The organism is Microbacterium sp. 2FI (genome assembly GCF_005502885.1).
Lineage (GTDB): Bacteria > Actinomycetota > Actinomycetes > Actinomycetales > Microbacteriaceae > Microbacterium.
The window spans coordinates 84,829-99,232 of the sequence record NZ_SCMR01000017.1 but is presented as its reverse complement, the minus strand read 5'-3'; the positions used below and the strand labels follow the sequence as shown (position 1 = coordinate 99,232).

Sequence of the window (14,404 nt, the reverse complement as noted above, 5' to 3'; positions counted from 1 at the left end):
ACCCCGACCCCGCCCCCGAGCTCTGCTCGCAGATCGACTGCCGCGAGACCCTGGCGGTGGCGACGGTACCCGACGTGACCCTCGCCGACCTCGCGTCGTTCCGGCCGGCGCAGCCCACGCTCACCGGTGAGCCGGCCGGCTTCGGAATCGCCGGCCTGCCGACGAACGTCGTGGCGACGGCATCCGAGCAGTTCATCGCCGGGACCCTCCTCGGGTGGGACGTCACGGTGCGCTTCGTGCCCGCCGGCTTCGTGTTCGACTACGGCGACGGTGAGACCGCACGCACGATCACGGGCGGCACCAACTGGCAGAGCCTCGGACAGCCGCAGTTCACGCCCACCCCGACGAGCCACGTATACGGCGAGCGCGGCACGTATCCGGTGTCGGTGACGGTGCAGTACTCGCCCTCGGTCGACTTCGGCTCTGGGCTGTGGCGACCGGTGGCGGGCTACGTCACCGCGTCGACCGGCGGCTACGGCGTTCGCGTGCTCGAGGCGCGCACGGCGCTGGTCGACGAGACCTGCGTCGAGGATCCGTCAGGCCCCGGCTGCTGATCCAGCAGCACCACTCGCCGCAGACGCTGCGCTATCCGCACGATGGCCCGCAGCGGCATCCCGATCACGAGCGCGATCATGCCCCCGGCCGAGCGGTCCTGCCCGCCGAGCACCACCTTGCGTTCCCACGCGTCGCGCAGGGCGCCTCCGGCGCGTCGCCACGGCCCGCGCTCCTCGAGCGCACCGGCGCGGCGCGCCTCGACGAGGGCGGTCGCGGCATCCACCCAATCGTCGTCCGTCGAATCGTGGAAGTAGTTGTCCCTCAGCCATGCGGCGGACGGATGCCGGAACCGACGTGCGATGAGATCGCCGGCGTCTCCGAACAGCCCGCTGCCGACGAAGACCTCGTTGATGAGCAGGGGCGATACACCGAAGTCGGAGAGCGCGATCACGGGGATGCCGCGCGCGACCGCCTCGATCGCCGCGGTGGAGCTCACGGTGACGAGCCCGGCTGCCCCGTCGAGCGCCGCCGCCATCGAGCCGGTCGAGGTGACGAGGTTCGCGGGCAGCGGCGCCATCCCCGCGAGCAGCTCGGCGTACCCGTCGCGCTCGAGATGCGTCTGGTGCTCGCCCGCGGCCGCACGCAGCTTGACGACCACCCGACGAGACGGCTCGGCCTCCGCCGCCCGGACGAGAATCCGCGCCACGCGCAGGCGATCGGCGCGCTCCGACGGCACCTTGGCCTGCGCCGCGAAGATGAGGTCGGTGCCGGCATCCGCTTCACCCGAGGCCGACCCGAACCGCTCCGATCGAGCGAACGGCAAGGTCGCGAGTGCGAACCGCTGCCCGCTCCGGTGCGACACCTCGAGCGCGGCGAACGCCTCCCGCTCGCGCACCGAGTGCACGACGAACAGGTCGCTCTGCGTGCGATAGACGACGGCCCGTCGCGTCGCCGGGATCGAGATCCCCGGGAGTCCGGTGACGATCACCGGGCGCGGCGTGAGCTCGGCGGCGGCACGGGCGAGCACACGTACAAGCGGCCCTCTCCCGCCCAGCAGCACCACATCGGCGCCCGCGAGCTCACCGGCGAGGTCGTCGAAGGCCGTCCGTCGGACGCGACGCGAGCCGAGTCCGCTGCCGGCGAGCGCTGCGGCGAGTTGCGCATCGCTGACGACGAGCGGCGTCTCGAGCACGCGCAGCTGCGCGTCCCATCCGGCTTCGAGCGACCCGAGCAGCGCCGCGGTCCACTTGACGTACGAATCGGTGTCGGCGACGCCGACGATGCGGAGGGGCCGCGTCACGCCGGCACGCGCCGCAGCTTCGCCATCGGCGCGAGCTCGCCCGGATACACCCGCTTGACGCCGTCGCCGAGCGCCGCCTCGATGACGCGGATGTCGCGCACGAGGTGCTGAAGGCCCGCGGGCTCGAGTGACGCGGCGTGATCCGAGCCCCACATCGTGCGGTCGAGGGTGATGTGGCGCTCGACGGCGACGGCACCGAGGGCGACGGCGGCGAGCGAGATCTGCAGCCCGCGCTCGTGGCCCGAGTAGCCGACCGGAACGCCGGGATAGCGATCGCGGAGCGCCGGGATCATCCGCAGGTTCGCCTCCTCGGGCTCCATCGGGTAGGTCGACGTCGCGTGCATGAGCAGCAGCCGCTCGGTGCCGACGACCTCGATCGCGGCGTCGATCTCGTCGATCGTCGACATTCCCGTCGAGAGGATCACCGTCTTGCCGGTGTCTCGGAGCGCCCGCAGCAGGCCGTGGTCGGTGAGCGAGGCGGAGGCGACCTTGTGCGCCGAGACGTCGAGGTCCTCGAGGAAGGCGACGCTCGGCTCGTCCCACGGCGATGCGAACCACTCGAGACCGCGCAGCAGCGCGTGGTCGGAGATCTCGATGTACTGGTCGCGATCGAATTCGACGCGGTGCCGGTACGCGAGATACGTCATCGTGCCCCACGGCGTCTCGCGCGGGATGTCGCGCATGTGCTCGGGGGTCGCGAGTTCGGGCGTGCGCTTCTGGAACTTCACCGCGTCGGCGCCCGCATCGGCAGCCACGTCGATGAGCTGCTTCGCGAGGTCGACGTCGCCGTTGTGATTGAGTCCGATCTCGGCGATGACGTACGCGGGGCGACCCCCGCCGACGACGCGGGATCCGATGGTGACGGTCATGGTGCCTCCAGGGCTCTGGTGAGGGGATCGAGGGATGCCGGGGCTCTGCCGGCGAGCACCCGGTCGGCGAGGTCGCGCACTGCGCCCGCACCCCCCGGGCGATCGAGCACGACGCGCGCGGCGGCGAGGACGCCGTGGTGGGCGCCCGGCACGGCGACCGGCCAGCCGACGAGCTCGAGGCACGAGAGGTCGTTGACGTCGTTGCCGAGGTAGGCGATGCGCGAGAGCGGGATGCCGAGACCGTCCGCCCAGTCCCGCAGCGCCGCCGCCTTGTCGGCGATGCCGTGACGCACCTCGACGCCGAGCTTCGCCGCGCGCGCCGCGACGACCGGGTTCTGCTCGCTCGAGAGGATCAGCACGGGAACGCCGGCGCGGCGGAGCAATGCCACTCCCATGCCGTCTTCCCGGCTCACGGTCACCGACTCGGTGCCGTCCTGGGCGAGCATCACGGTGTCGTCGGTGTGGACGCCGTCGAAGTCGGTGACGACGGCGTCGACGTCGATCGGCGCCGCCGCAGCATCGTGCAGCGGCGAGAGAGCCCGCGCTACGACGAGTTCCGCCTCGGTGTCGATCTCGAGCGCGGTGTGCGGTGCGACCTCGACGATCCCGACGCTCCCGAAGAAGCGGTGGCCCTCCGCTCGCAGCCCCGCCGCGCGCAGCACGTAGAACGCACCGGTCTCGAGGTAGTGGGGCGCGCGATCCTGGCGCCGCGGGCGCGCGGCCGCGTCGTGGTTGATCGCCTCGGCCGCTTCGCCCGCGCCCTTCGCCCACAGGAATCCGTAGGTCTCGACGGCCGAGAACACACTGTCGCGACGGCGGCAGCGCACGAGCTCCACGGCCTCACCCAGAGCCGCGACGTCGACGAACGGCGAGGTCGCCTGCAGGAACGCGACGATCCCCACGTCCACGCCGCGGCGCTCCAGCTCGTCCAGGACGTGCAGCAGCGCGGTCTCCGAGCTCGCTTGGTCGCCGGCGAGTTCGGCGGGTCGCTCGACGATCTCGGCGCCCCACTCCGCAGCGACAGCGGCGATCACGGGGTCGTCGGTGCTCACGACCACGCGGTCGATCGCCGGGCACCGCGTCGCCGCGTCGATTGCACGCGCGACGAGCGGAATGCCCCCGACGCGTCGCAGATTCTTGCGCGGCACGCCCTTCGATCCGCCCCGGGCGGGGATGACGGCGACGACCTCGCTCACGCGGCGACCTCCGAAGCCGACGCGGTGCGGTCACCGATCCGCGCCGAGGTGCGCAGCGTCGATCCGGTGCCCGCGAGCACGAGCGGGAGCGTCGTGCACGTGCTCGACGGCAGCGTGCGGATGTCGAGCGGCCCCGTCGCGCCGGCGAGCACCAGCTCGACGGGCAGATTCGTCTCGCGGATCGTGAGCCCCGGCACGTGCGCCACGGCATCGAGCTGTTCGCGCGTCTCGCGACGGTGCGGCAGGTAGACCGCGGAGCCGCCGGCTGCGGCATCCCTCACCCATCGCACGTAGTCGAGCAGTGTCATGCGCCCGTCCACCGGCCACGCGCTCCCCAGCACGATTCGCCGGCCGAGCTCGGGCGCAGCGGGTGCGGTCGCGCGGGTCCACTCGAATCCATGGCGACGGATGCCGAAGCCGCGGTCGCCGAGCCCGTCGATCCGTTCGCGCCCGAGGTCGAACGCCGTGAAGAAGTCGGCGCGACGGGCGCCCGCGCGACGCCGCACCGCCTCGGCCGCGAACGGAGCCGCGAGTGTCGTGAGGCCCCGCTCGTCGACCCCGGGACGCGCGTACGGGCGCGCGCCGAGCAATGCGTCGGCGAACGCCACGACGTTGCCGCCGTCGTCGAGGAACGTGATCCGCCGCGGACGAAGAAGCGATGCCGCCACCCGGAACTGCCCCGAGAAGCCGTCGCCGACGAGCCAGTGGCCGTGCCGGGCGAGAAGGGCGAACGGGATGCCGAGGTACGGCTCGAGCTCGCCGAACCGCGCACCGCGCGCGACGAGCTCGTCCGCGGTTGCCGACATCTGCGGGGTGAGGCGTCCGGCCACCGGCACGCTCTGCCCCCGCGCGGCGGCCCACTCGGCGGCGCCGACGAGCTGCAGCGGCGACTCGACCCACGCGAGAACGTCGTCTCGGCCCATGTGCGCTCCTCGTTGCCTGCGGTGTCTGCCCACGATGGGCGCGACACGTGAACGCGGAGGCGCCCGACAGGCGACCGGCGAGGGGCGGGCAGGTGAACGGCGGGTGGTGCGTGGCAGGATGACGTGCGTGACCGACCGCCTGATGCTGCTCGACTCCGCGTCCCTCTACTTCCGCGCCTTCTACGGCGTGCCCGACACCGTGCGCGCCCCCGACGGCACCCCCGTGAACGCGGTGCGCGGCTTCCTCGACATCATCACGAAGCTGGTGACGACCTATCGGCCGACGCATCTGGTCGCGTGCTGGGACGACGACTGGCGTCCGCAGTGGCGCGTCGACCTCATTCCGACCTACAAGACGTACCGCGTCGCCGAGGTCGTCGCGGGCGCCCCCGACGTCGAGGTCGTGCCCGACCCGCTCGAGGTGCAGGTGCCGGTGATCCGCGCGACGCTCGACGCGCTCGGCATCCCGATCGTCGGCGCCGCCGAGCACGAGGCCGACGACGTCATCGGCACGCTCGCGACGCGCGCGACGCTGCCCGTCGACATCGTCACCGGCGACCGCGACCTGTTCCAGCTCGTCGACGACGACTCGGCGGTGAGGGTGATCTACACCGCGCGCGGCATGAGCAACCTCGAGATCGTCACCGACGCGACGGTCGTCGCCAAGTACGGCGTGCTCCCGAGCCAGTACGCCGACTTCGCGACGCTGCGCGGGGACTCGTCCGACGGACTCCCCGGCGTCGCCGGCGTCGGCGAGAAGACCGCGGCCGGCCTTCTCGCCGCCCACGGCGACCTCGCCGGCATCCTGGCAGCGGCCGAAGCGGGCGACGGCATGTCGGCCGGCGTCCGCAACAAGATGCTCGCGGGTCTCCCCTATCTCGCGGTGGCGCCGAAGGTCGTCGCCGTCGTGCGCGATCTGCCGCTCGCCGAGGTCGACGCGCGCCTCCGGCCGCTCACCGACGACGCGAAGGCGGATGCCGAGGCCCTCGCCGAACGGTGGGCCCTCGGCGCCGCGATGACACGGATCGTCGGCGCGCTCGACGCGGTCTGATCCCCGCGGTCCGATGCGGGCGCCTCAGCGCACCCGCGCCGTCCACTCCCGCAGGCGCTCCAGCGGCCACGTCGTCACGATCCGCTCGGGCGGCACCCCCGCGCGCTCGGCGCGCTCGGCGCCGTAGTCCAGCAGCGACAGCTGGCCCGGCGCATGTGCGTCGGAGTCGATCGAGAACAGGCACCCGGCCTCGAGAGCGAGCGCGATGAGCTCGTCAGGCGGGTCCTGCCGCTCGGGGCGCGAATTGATCTCGACCGCGACGCCGTGCGCGGCGCACGCCTCGAAGACCGGCTGAGCGTCGAAGGTCGACGGCGGCCGCGTGCCGCGCGAGCCTTCGACGAGGCGCCCGGTCACATGCCCGAGAACATCGACGTGCGGATCGGATACCGCCGCCACGAGCCGCCGTGTCATGGGACCCCGCTCCATGCGGAGTTTGGAATGCACCGAGGCGACGACGATGTCGAGCTCGTCGAGCAGGTCGGGCTCCTGGTCGAGCCCGCCGGCGTCGAGGATGTCGACCTCGATGCCCGACAGCAGCGTGAAGCCCGCGCCGCTCATTCCGGCCACCACCTCGAGCTGGTTCCGCAGCCGCTCCGGCGAGAGACCGTTCGCGACGCGCAGGCGCGGCGAATGATCAGTGAGCGCGAGGTATTCGTGCCCGAGCGTCCGCGCGGCTTCGACCATGAGGTCGATCGAGGTCAGCCCGTCCGACCAGTCGCTGTGCGAGTGCAGGTCGCCGCGCAGCAGCCCCCGCAGCGTCGAGGCGCGCTGCACGCCCGCCCGCTCGCGAAGATCGGCGAGGTAGCCGGGCACGCCGCCCGCCAGCGCCTGCTGGATCACCGCGAAGGTCGAATCGCCGACGCCCTTGCGACGACGCAGCGCCGCGGCATCCCGCAGCTGTTCGTCGGTGAGGCCCTCGATCGCGTCGGCCGCCGCGCGGAACGCCTTCGACTTGTACCGCGACGAGCGCTCACGCTCGAGGAGCGTGGCGATCTCGGTGAGCGCGTCGTGCGGGTTCATCGCGGGAGCGGCGCGCGGAGGCCGCGGCTCATGCTCCGCTCGACAGCGCCGATCGCTTCACGACGACCGGAACGCTCGCAAGCCGGTGGATCGCCCACCCGAACAGGATCGCGAGCACGCCCATACCTGCCGCGAACAGCGCGACGCCGTAGGCGACGACCGACGTGAACAGCGATGCCCGCAGGAACGAGGCCTGCATGACGGTCGCACGCACCGGGTCGTCCTGCGGAAGCTCGGCGTACGTCTTCCCACCCGACGCCTCGAGCGCGTGCTTGTTGATCGTCTCGGCCTGCACGTAGGCGGTGAACGGACCGGTCACCTGCTGGCCCGCGAAGGCCGACGCGTCGTCGGGGATCGTGATGTTCTCGGCCGTGAGCTGGGTGGTCACGCCGATCCACGCGATGATCCCGACGAGGATCAGCAGGATCCCGCCGATGATGCCGAGGATCCCCACCGCCTTGACGAGTCCGACGCTCTTGGCGGGCGGTTCGATGGCATCGGCGGTGGTGGCGGTCGTTTCGTCGCTCATGGCGTCCTCCTGGATCGGCGTCCTGGGGCCACGCTAGCGGTGGGCCTCAACCGTGTGGAAGACCGCGCGCCGTGCAAAACCCTCGGATCAGCCGGCGAGCTCGCGCGTGACCGCGACCCAGCGATCGAGCGTCGCCGCTGCCTCGCCGCTGTCGATCGCGGCGGCGGCGGCATCCTTCGCCTCCGCGAGGCGCTCGAGGATGGGGCGCTGAACCTGGGTCGCATCGCGGAAGAGGCGGTACGAGACGATGCCGGCCGCCGCGTTCAGCAGCACGATGTCGCGCACTGCACCGGCATCGCCGCCGAGCACGCGCCGCACCACGAGGGCATTGTGGGCGGGATCGCCACCCAGCAGATCATCGATGTCGGCCATCGGGATGCCGAGGTCGCGCGGGTCGAGGTCGTGCTCGTGGATGTCGCCGCGGCTCACCTCCCACAGCCGGCTGTGACCGGTGGTGGTCAGCTCGTCGAGCCCGTCGTCGCCGCGGAACACCAGCGCCGTGGCACCGCGGGTGCGGAAGACCCCGGTGATGAGCGGCACGCGGTCGAGCTGCGCGACGCCGACGGCGTTCGCCTCGGCGCGGGCCGGGTTGCACAGCGGCCCCAGGAAGTTGAACACCGTCGGCACGCCGAGTTCGGCACGCGTGGGGCCGGCGTGGCGGAACCCGGGATGGAAGGCCGACGCGAAGGCGAAGGTGATGCCCGCGCGCGCGAGCGTCTCAGCGACCTGGTCGGGCGTGAGGGTCAGGTCGATGCCGAGAGCCGAGAGCACGTCGGACGAACCCGATGCCGAGCTCGCGGCCTTGTTGCCGTGTTTGACGACGGGAACACCGGATGCCGCGGCGACGACGGCCGCCATCGTCGAGATGTTGACGGTGCCGAAGCGGTCGCCGCCGGTGCCGACGATGTCGAGCACGGCCGGGTCGACCGGCAGCGGGAGCGCGGCTTCGAGGATCGCATCGCGGAAGCCGACGATCTCGTCGACAGTCTCGCCCTTGGCACGCAGCGCCACGAGGAATCCTGCCAATTGCGACGGGGTCGCAGCCCCCGACATCACCTGTCGCATCGCCCATGTCGACTCCGAGACGCTGAGGTCGCGCCGCTCGAGCAGCGTGGTGAGAACGTCCGGCCAGGTGTACAGCTCCGCCATAACGCAAGAGCCTAGCGGCGCCGCCGAAACGCAACCGATCTGTGACACAGGCCGCTCAAGGCGCGTCATCACCGTCCTCTGGGCCGATTCTCGGGCATCTCTTAGGTCCACCTAAGTTCCAGAAGGGGCAAATACGTGCCCTCCGATGCGAAACTCAGGCCCTGAGTTCAGCCATAATGGGGAGCGTGACGACCTCCTCAGCGACCTACTCCCAGGCCATGCGGTCCGTCAAGCGGCCGGATCCGGTCGCCGTCGGCACCATCGTCTGGCTCGGCAGCGAGGTGATGTTCTTCGCGGGTCTGTTCGCGATCTACTTCACCCTCCGCAGCACCTCTCCCGAGCTCTGGGCAGAGCGCACCGAACTGCTGAACGTGCCCTACGCGTTCGTGAACACGGTGATCCTCGTGCTCTCCTCGGTGACCTGCCAGATGGGCGTGTTCGCCGCCGAGCGCTTCCAGCCGTATTCGACCAAGAAGCGCGGCTGGCTCGGCTGGGGAATGGTCGAGTGGTTCTGGCTCACCTTCGCCCTCGGCGCGGTCTTCGTGTCGGGCCAGGTGTGGGAGTACGCGCAGCTCGTGTACGAAGGCATGCCGATCTCGGCCGACTCGTACGCCTCGGCGTTCTACCTGACGACGGGCTTCCACGCGCTGCACGTCACCGGCGGTCTCATCGCGTTCCTCCTGGTCATCGGCCGGGCGTATGCGGTGAAGAACTTCGGCCGCAAGGAGATGACCTCCGCGATCGTCGTGTCGTATTACTGGCACTTCGTCGACGTGGTGTGGATCGCCCTGTTCGCCGTCATCTACTTCCTGAAATAGAGCGGAGCTGATTCCCGACATGGCACGAGCAACAACGCGCCGCTCCCCCGGCCGCCGCAGCCCCTGGGCTGCCGCGGCACTCATCGGCGTCGGCCTGCTGATCACCGGTGGCGCATACGCCGGCGCGTCCGCGGCGATGGCCTCGACCGCCGAGACGACCGTCGCCGCCGCAGACCTCACCGTCGAAGACGGCCAGAAGCTCTTCCAGGCCAACTGCGCCACGTGCCACGGCCTCGACGTGCAGGGCACCCCTGACGGTCCTTCGCTCTACGGCGTCGGCGAGCTCGCCGTGCACTTCCAGATGAGCACCGGCCGCATGCCGCTGCAGATGCAGGGCCCGCAGGCTCCGCAGAAGCCCGTGCAGTTCACCGACGAGCAGATCGCGGCGATCGGCGCCTACATCCAGTCGATCGCGCCCGGGCCGACGTTCCCCGACGACGAGGTCCTCGACGGCGGAGGCAGCGCATCCGAGGGCGGCGAGCTCTTCCGCATCAACTGCGCGATGTGCCACAACGTCGCCGGCGCCGGTGGCGCGCTGACCGAGGGCAAGTACGCACCCGGGCTGCACGAGACGACTCCGCTCAACATGTACGCCGCGATGGTCACCGGACCCCAGAACATGCCGGTCTTCAACGACATGACGCTGACGACCGAAGAGAAGCGCGACATCATCTCGTACCTGCTGTTCCTGCAGGAGAACGAGTCCGCCGGCGGATTCTCGCTCGGCTCTCTCGGCCCCGTCTCCGAGGGCCTGTTCATCTGGATCTTCGGCATCGGCTCGCTGATCGCCCTCACCGTGTGGATCACGGCGAAATCCAACTGAACCCACGACATCCCGAACACGCAACACTGACGAGGAGCAGCATGGCACACGAGGACGACCCGCTCGAGCACGAGAGGGCTTCTTGGAAGCCCTCCCCCGGGCTCGCCGTCGCGGTCACCGACCCGGTGCGCAATCCTGAGCTCCCCCCGCACCGCGAGCGGGTGACCGATCAGGATCCCGCCGCCATGAAGCGGGCGGTCCGCACGGTCTACACGCTCTTCTACCTGTCGATCGCGGGCAGCATCTGGGCCATCGCCGCCTACATGCTCTTCCCGATCGAGAGCGGCCGGATCGTCGACATCCGCGCCAACAACCTCTTCATCGGCCTGGGCATCGCGCTGGCCCTCCTCGCAATCGGCCTCGGTGGCATCCACTGGTCGAAGGCGATCATGTCCGACAAGGAGTTCACCGAGCCGCGTCACGCGACGCGCGGCCGTGACACCACGCGCGCGGCGGCGATCCAGGCCTTCGCCGACGCGAACGAGGAGTCGGGCTTCGGCCGTCGTGTGCTGATCCGCAACTCGATGATCGCCGCGATCGTGGCGTCCGTCGCCCCCGGCATCGTGCTGTTCCGCGGCCTCGCGCCCCAGAACACCCCCGATCACCCGCACGCCGGAGACCCGGTGTACCTCCTCAGCCACACGATGTGGAAAGAGGGGATGCGGCTGGCGCACGACCCGAGCGGCGAGCCGATCCGCGCTGCCGACGTGACCCTCGGCTCGGCCGTGCACGTCATCCCCGAAGAGCTCGCCGAACTCTCGCACAGCGACGGCTACCTCGAGGAGAAGGCCAAGGCCATCGTCCTGCTCATGCGCCTGCTTCCCGAAGACCTCATCGAGTCGGAAGAGAAGAAGGACTGGTCGTACGACGGCATCGTGGCGTACTCGAAGGTCTGCACCCACGTGGGCTGCCCGGTGGCCCTCTACGAGCAGCAGACGCACCACCTGCTGTGCCCGTGCCACCAGTCGCAGTTCGACGTCACCGACGCCGCCAAGGTCATCTTCGGCCCCGCCGCGCGTCCGCTGCCGCAGCTTCCGATCACGGTCGACGCTGACGGCTACCTCGTCGCCCAGCGCGACTTCGAAGAACCCGTCGGCCCGAGCTTCTGGGAGCGCCATTGAGCACCGCAACCGTCACTGACGAGCCCCAGGGAACGTCGGCCACGGCCGACCGCGACAAGCCTCTCGGCGGACGCTTCGTCGGCGCCGCGTCGAACTACATCGACGAGCGTACGAGCCTCTCGGGGTTCGTGAAGGAGCTGGGTCGCAAGATCTTCCCCGACCACTGGTCGTTCATGCTCGGCGAGATCGCCCTGTGGAGCTTCGTCGTGGTCCTCCTGTCGGGCACGTTCCTCACGTTCTTCTTCCAGGCGTCGATGACCGAGACCCACTACCACGGCGCCTTCCTGCCGATGAACGGCATCGAGATGTCGGCGGCGATGGCCTCGACCCTCGAGATCTCGTTCGACATCCGCGGCGGCCTGCTCGTGCGCCAGATCCACCACTGGGCGGCCCTCGTCTTCGTGGCCGGCATCGGCGTGCACATGCTGCGCGTCTTCTTCACGGGCGCCTTCCGCAAGCCGCGCGAGCTCAACTGGGTGATCGGCTTCGTGCTGTTCATCCTCGCCATGGGCGAGGGCTTCACGGGCTACTCGCTCCCCGATGACGTGCTGTCGGGCAACGGCCTCCGCATCATCGACGGCATGGTCAAGGGCATCCCGGTCATCGGCACGTGGACCTCGTTCCTGCTCTTCGGCGGCGAGTTCCCCGGCCACGACATCGTGGGCCGCCTGTACTCGCTCCACATCCTGCTGCTGCCGGCGATCCTGGTGGGTCTGCTCGTCCTCCACCTCATGCTGATGGTCATCAACAAGCACACGCAGTTCGCAGGCCCCGGCCGATCGAACAGCAACGTCGTGGGCTACCCGATGATGCCGATCTACATGACCAAGATGGGCGGCTTCCTCTTCATCACGTTCGGCGTGATCGTGCTCATCGCGTCGCTCTTCACGATCAACCCGATCTGGAACTACGGTCCGTACGACCCGTCACCGGTGTCGGCCGGAACGCAGCCCGACTGGTACATCGGCTTCGCCGACGGCGCCCTGCGCCTCGTGCCCCCGGGCTGGGAGATCGTGTTCCTCGACCACACGTGGTCGTTCAACATCCTCGCCCCGCTCATCCTCATCGGCGTGTTCATCGTGCTGGTCCTCATCTACCCCTTCATCGAGGCGTGGGTCACGGGCGACAAGCGCGAGCACCACATCGCCCAGCGTCCGCGCAACGCGGCGACCCGCACCGCCATCGGCGCCGCCGGCGTCACGTTCTACGCGGTGCTGTGGGCGGCAGCGGCATCCGACATCATCGCGACCCACTTCTGGCTCACGATGGAGGGTGTCATCCACACGCTCCAGGCGCTCCTGTTCCTGGGCCCGATCATCGCCTACTTCGTCACGAAGCGCATGTGCCTCGCGCTGCAGAAGAAGGACCGCGAGATCGCGCTGCACGGCTACGAGTCCGGTCGCATCGTCCGCCTCCCCGGCGGCGAGTACATCGAGGTCCACCAGCCGGTCGACGAGTACGACCGCTACAAGCTCGTCGACTTCGAGACCTACGAGCCGCTCGTCGTGCGTCCGAACGTCAAGGGCCGCATCCCGTGGCACGAGAACGTGCGCGCTGTGATCTCGCGCTGGTTCTTCGAAGACCGCCTCTCCCCCGTGACGCAGTCCGAACTCGATGCGGCGCTGGCCCACCAGCACCACGAGCTCGAGCACATCGCGGCTGAGGAAGACGCCGAACTGCAGGGTGCTCACGAGCGCGCCGGCGTGCCCGACGCCCCGCACAAGCCGATCGACGACGGTCACAACTCCGAGACGGCCGTGCGCCCCTCGAACGTGATCATCCCCGAACCCGAGCCGGGCACGAAGAAGCCCAAGAACCGCGAGAAGGAATCCGGCCAGTAGGACGGCAGATTTCCGACGAACAGTGGCGCTCTCCCCCGCGGAGGGCGCCACTTTCGTGTTCTAGGTTGAACACATGACCGACGCGCTCTCGTACTACGCCGCCAAGCTCGCCCTCGAAACCGACGCCTCCGACGTCTATGCCGCACAGAAGGACCGCGACGCGTTCGTGCTCGTCGACGTCCGCAGCGACGAGGCGTGGGCGCAGGGACGCGTCTCAGGGGCCGTGCACATGCCGTACCGAGAGATCGCCGAGCGCGCCGGGCGCGAGATCCCGGCCGGCACGCCCGTCGTCGTGTACTGCTGGAGCCCCGGCTGCAACGCCGGCGCGAAGGGCGCCCTCGAGTTCGCGAAGCTCGGCTACGCGGTGCGCGAGATGATCGGCGGCTACGAGTACTGGGTGCGCGAGGGCCAGCCCACAGAGAACGACGAGGGCACCCTCCCCCGCGTCTTCGACGCGCAGGTGATGGTCGTCCGCTAAGCGGACTCGAGGCCCTCGGTGAAGCGCGCGGCCGCGGCCCCGTAGAACCGGGCGTGGGCTGCCACATCCACCTCGTCGTCACCGACGATGTCCGAGACGACCACCGTGACGTTGTCGCGTGTGCCCGCCTCGAGGGCGAGGGCGACGGATGCCGCGGCCGCCGAGTCGGGATCCTTGTTGTGCCGGAGAAGCTCCGCGACATCCGCGATCGGCACGTAGTCGGTGAGGCCGTCGCTGCACAGCATCCATCGATCGCCCGGTACGGCGGTGTACTCGACCACCGTCGCGGCATCCCTCTCCGCGCCGCTCAGCGACGCCGTGATGAGGTTGCGGCGCGGGTGGGATGCGGCATCCTCCGCCGTCATCATCCCCCGGTCGACGAGAGCCTGGACGTAGGAGTCGTCGCGCGTCTGCTGGACCAGCTGACCGTCGCGCAGCAGATACGCGCGCGAGTCGCCGGTGTGGGCGAGCAGCAGGGAACCGCTCATCGACACGAAGATGCCGGTGAACGTCGTCGCCATGCCGTGGAGCGAAGGGTCGCGCGTCACGTGGGCGCGGAGGTCCCAGTTCGCCGCGCGCACGCTCACGGCGAGGTGTTCGGCATCGATCGCGTCGAGGCGACCGGCCGCGAGGCGATGCACGAACGCCGCAGAGGCGAGATCGCCCGCCGGCCCACCGCCGACGCCGTCGGCGACTGCAGCCCCCCAGGGGGCCGCGAAAGCGGCATCCTGATTGATGGCGCGATGCGCTCCGGTGTCGGAGACCGCGCCGGCACGCAGCCGGATCGGCAC

The 14,404-nt window shown here is 70.2% G+C and carries 15 protein-coding genes; 7 read left to right on the top strand and 8 right to left on the bottom strand.

Translation table 11 applies throughout. From position 1 onward, the window contains the following. Nucleotides 1-554, top strand: a 554-nt coding sequence (locus tag FFS15_RS18650) for a hypothetical protein (RefSeq protein ID WP_171013202.1), incomplete at its 5' end; no start/stop codon positions are given. Here FFS15_RS18650 and FFS15_RS13815 read toward each other — a convergent pair. Genes FFS15_RS13815 through FFS15_RS13800 form a run of 4 tightly spaced genes read right to left on the bottom strand, consistent with a single transcriptional unit; the run spans nucleotide 473 to nucleotide 4,783 of the window. Continuing rightward, on the bottom strand, nucleotides 473-1,795 hold the full coding sequence (locus tag FFS15_RS13815) for a DUF6716 putative glycosyltransferase (RefSeq protein WP_137845625.1): 1,323 nt from the start codon (nucleotides 1,793-1,795) through the stop codon (nucleotides 473-475). The two genes, FFS15_RS18650 and FFS15_RS13815, sit on opposite strands and share 82 nt — an antisense overlap. Next, nucleotides 1,792-2,664, bottom strand: coding sequence for an N-acetylneuraminate synthase family protein (locus FFS15_RS13810; RefSeq protein ID WP_137845624.1), 873 nt, complete (start codon nucleotides 2,662-2,664; stop codon nucleotides 1,792-1,794). The genes FFS15_RS13815 and FFS15_RS13810 overlap by 4 nt, the downstream gene beginning before the upstream one ends. Next, a complete protein-coding gene (locus tag FFS15_RS13805; protein ID WP_137845623.1) occupies nucleotides 2,661-3,860 on the bottom strand; it encodes an acylneuraminate cytidylyltransferase in 1,200 nt (399 codons plus the stop codon). Before FFS15_RS13805 ends, FFS15_RS13810 begins: the two co-directional genes overlap by 4 nt. Further along, complete coding sequence (locus tag FFS15_RS13800) at nucleotides 3,857-4,783, bottom strand: hypothetical protein (protein WP_137845622.1); 927 nt, start codon at nucleotides 4,781-4,783, stop codon at nucleotides 3,857-3,859. The genes FFS15_RS13805 and FFS15_RS13800 overlap by 4 nt, the downstream gene beginning before the upstream one ends. A gap of 127 nt (nucleotides 4,784-4,910) precedes the next feature. Between FFS15_RS13800 and FFS15_RS13795 the strand changes: the two genes are divergently transcribed. Beyond that, nucleotides 4,911-5,834 (top strand): 5'-3' exonuclease, encoded by a 924-nt coding sequence (locus FFS15_RS13795; protein WP_137845621.1) that lies wholly within the window; start codon nucleotides 4,911-4,913, stop codon nucleotides 5,832-5,834. 24 nt (nucleotides 5,835-5,858) lie between these two features. On the opposite strand, the gene FFS15_RS13790 is transcribed toward FFS15_RS13795, so the two are convergent. The 3 genes from FFS15_RS13790 to trpD form a co-directional block, all read right to left on the bottom strand. After that, entirely contained in the window at nucleotides 5,859-6,854 is a 996-nt protein-coding gene (locus FFS15_RS13790; RefSeq protein ID WP_137845620.1) for a PHP domain-containing protein, read from the bottom strand. A gap of 28 nt (nucleotides 6,855-6,882) precedes the next feature. Further along, complete coding sequence (locus FFS15_RS13785) at nucleotides 6,883-7,383, bottom strand: aromatic ring-opening dioxygenase LigA (protein WP_137845619.1); 501 nt, start codon at nucleotides 7,381-7,383, stop codon at nucleotides 6,883-6,885. Nucleotides 7,384-7,470: 87 nt separating this feature from the next. Then, nucleotides 7,471-8,532: an anthranilate phosphoribosyltransferase gene (gene trpD / locus FFS15_RS13780; RefSeq protein ID WP_137845618.1), complete on the bottom strand. Its 1,062-nt coding sequence runs from the start codon at nucleotides 8,530-8,532 to the stop codon at nucleotides 7,471-7,473. 176 nt (nucleotides 8,533-8,708) lie between these two features. On the opposite strand from trpD, the gene FFS15_RS13775 reads away from it, so the two are divergent. The 5 genes from FFS15_RS13775 to FFS15_RS13755 all read left to right on the top strand — a co-directional run bounded on the left by FFS15_RS13775 (nucleotide 8,709) and on the right by FFS15_RS13755 (nucleotide 13,613). Then, entirely contained in the window at nucleotides 8,709-9,350 is a 642-nt protein-coding gene (locus FFS15_RS13775) for a heme-copper oxidase subunit III (RefSeq protein WP_137845617.1), read from the top strand. 19 nt (nucleotides 9,351-9,369) lie between these two features. Beyond that, nucleotides 9,370-10,173 (top strand): cytochrome c, encoded by an 804-nt coding sequence (locus FFS15_RS13770; RefSeq protein ID WP_137845616.1) that lies wholly within the window; start codon nucleotides 9,370-9,372, stop codon nucleotides 10,171-10,173. A 41-nt stretch (nucleotides 10,174-10,214) separates the two neighbouring features. Next, on the top strand, nucleotides 10,215-11,294 hold the full coding sequence (locus tag FFS15_RS13765; protein WP_137845615.1) for a Rieske 2Fe-2S domain-containing protein: 1,080 nt from the start codon (nucleotides 10,215-10,217) through the stop codon (nucleotides 11,292-11,294). Next, nucleotides 11,291-13,135, top strand: a complete 1,845-nt coding sequence (locus FFS15_RS13760) for a ubiquinol-cytochrome c reductase cytochrome b subunit (RefSeq protein ID WP_137845614.1) — start codon at nucleotides 11,291-11,293, stop codon at nucleotides 13,133-13,135. The genes FFS15_RS13765 and FFS15_RS13760 overlap by 4 nt, the downstream gene beginning before the upstream one ends. 73 nt (nucleotides 13,136-13,208) lie before the next feature. After that, nucleotides 13,209-13,613, top strand: coding sequence for a rhodanese-like domain-containing protein (locus FFS15_RS13755; protein ID WP_137845613.1), 405 nt, complete (start codon nucleotides 13,209-13,211; stop codon nucleotides 13,611-13,613). Here FFS15_RS13755 and FFS15_RS13750 read toward each other — a convergent pair. Further along, nucleotides 13,610-14,404 (bottom strand): protein phosphatase 2C domain-containing protein, encoded by a 795-nt coding sequence (locus FFS15_RS13750; protein ID WP_137845612.1) that lies wholly within the window; start codon nucleotides 14,402-14,404, stop codon nucleotides 13,610-13,612. The genes FFS15_RS13755 and FFS15_RS13750 overlap by 4 nt on opposite strands.

Bases quoted from the DNA above. Each gene is read 5' to 3' on its own strand.
- FFS15_RS13800 (WP_137845622.1), bottom strand. From the start codon at position 4,783: ATGGGCCGAGACGACGTTCTCGCGTGGGTCGAGTCGCCGCTGCAGCTC.
- FFS15_RS13775 (WP_137845617.1), top strand. From the start codon at position 8,709: ATGGGGAGCGTGACGACCTCCTCAGCGACCTACTCCCAGGCCATGCGG.
- FFS15_RS13770 (WP_137845616.1), top strand. From the start codon at position 9,370: ATGGCACGAGCAACAACGCGCCGCTCCCCCGGCCGCCGCAGCCCCTGG.
- trpD (WP_137845618.1), bottom strand. From the start codon at position 8,532: ATGGCGGAGCTGTACACCTGGCCGGACGTTCTCACCACGCTGCTCGAG.
- FFS15_RS13765 (WP_137845615.1), top strand. From the start codon at position 10,215: ATGGCACACGAGGACGACCCGCTCGAGCACGAGAGGGCTTCTTGGAAG.
- FFS15_RS13790 (WP_137845620.1), bottom strand. From the start codon at position 6,854: ATGAACCCGCACGACGCGCTCACCGAGATCGCCACGCTCCTCGAGCGT.
- FFS15_RS13755 (WP_137845613.1), top strand. From the start codon at position 13,209: ATGACCGACGCGCTCTCGTACTACGCCGCCAAGCTCGCCCTCGAAACC.
- FFS15_RS13810 (WP_137845624.1), bottom strand. From the start codon at position 2,664: ATGACCGTCACCATCGGATCCCGCGTCGTCGGCGGGGGTCGCCCCGCG.
- FFS15_RS13785 (WP_137845619.1), bottom strand. From the start codon at position 7,383: ATGAGCGACGAAACGACCGCCACCACCGCCGATGCCATCGAACCGCCC.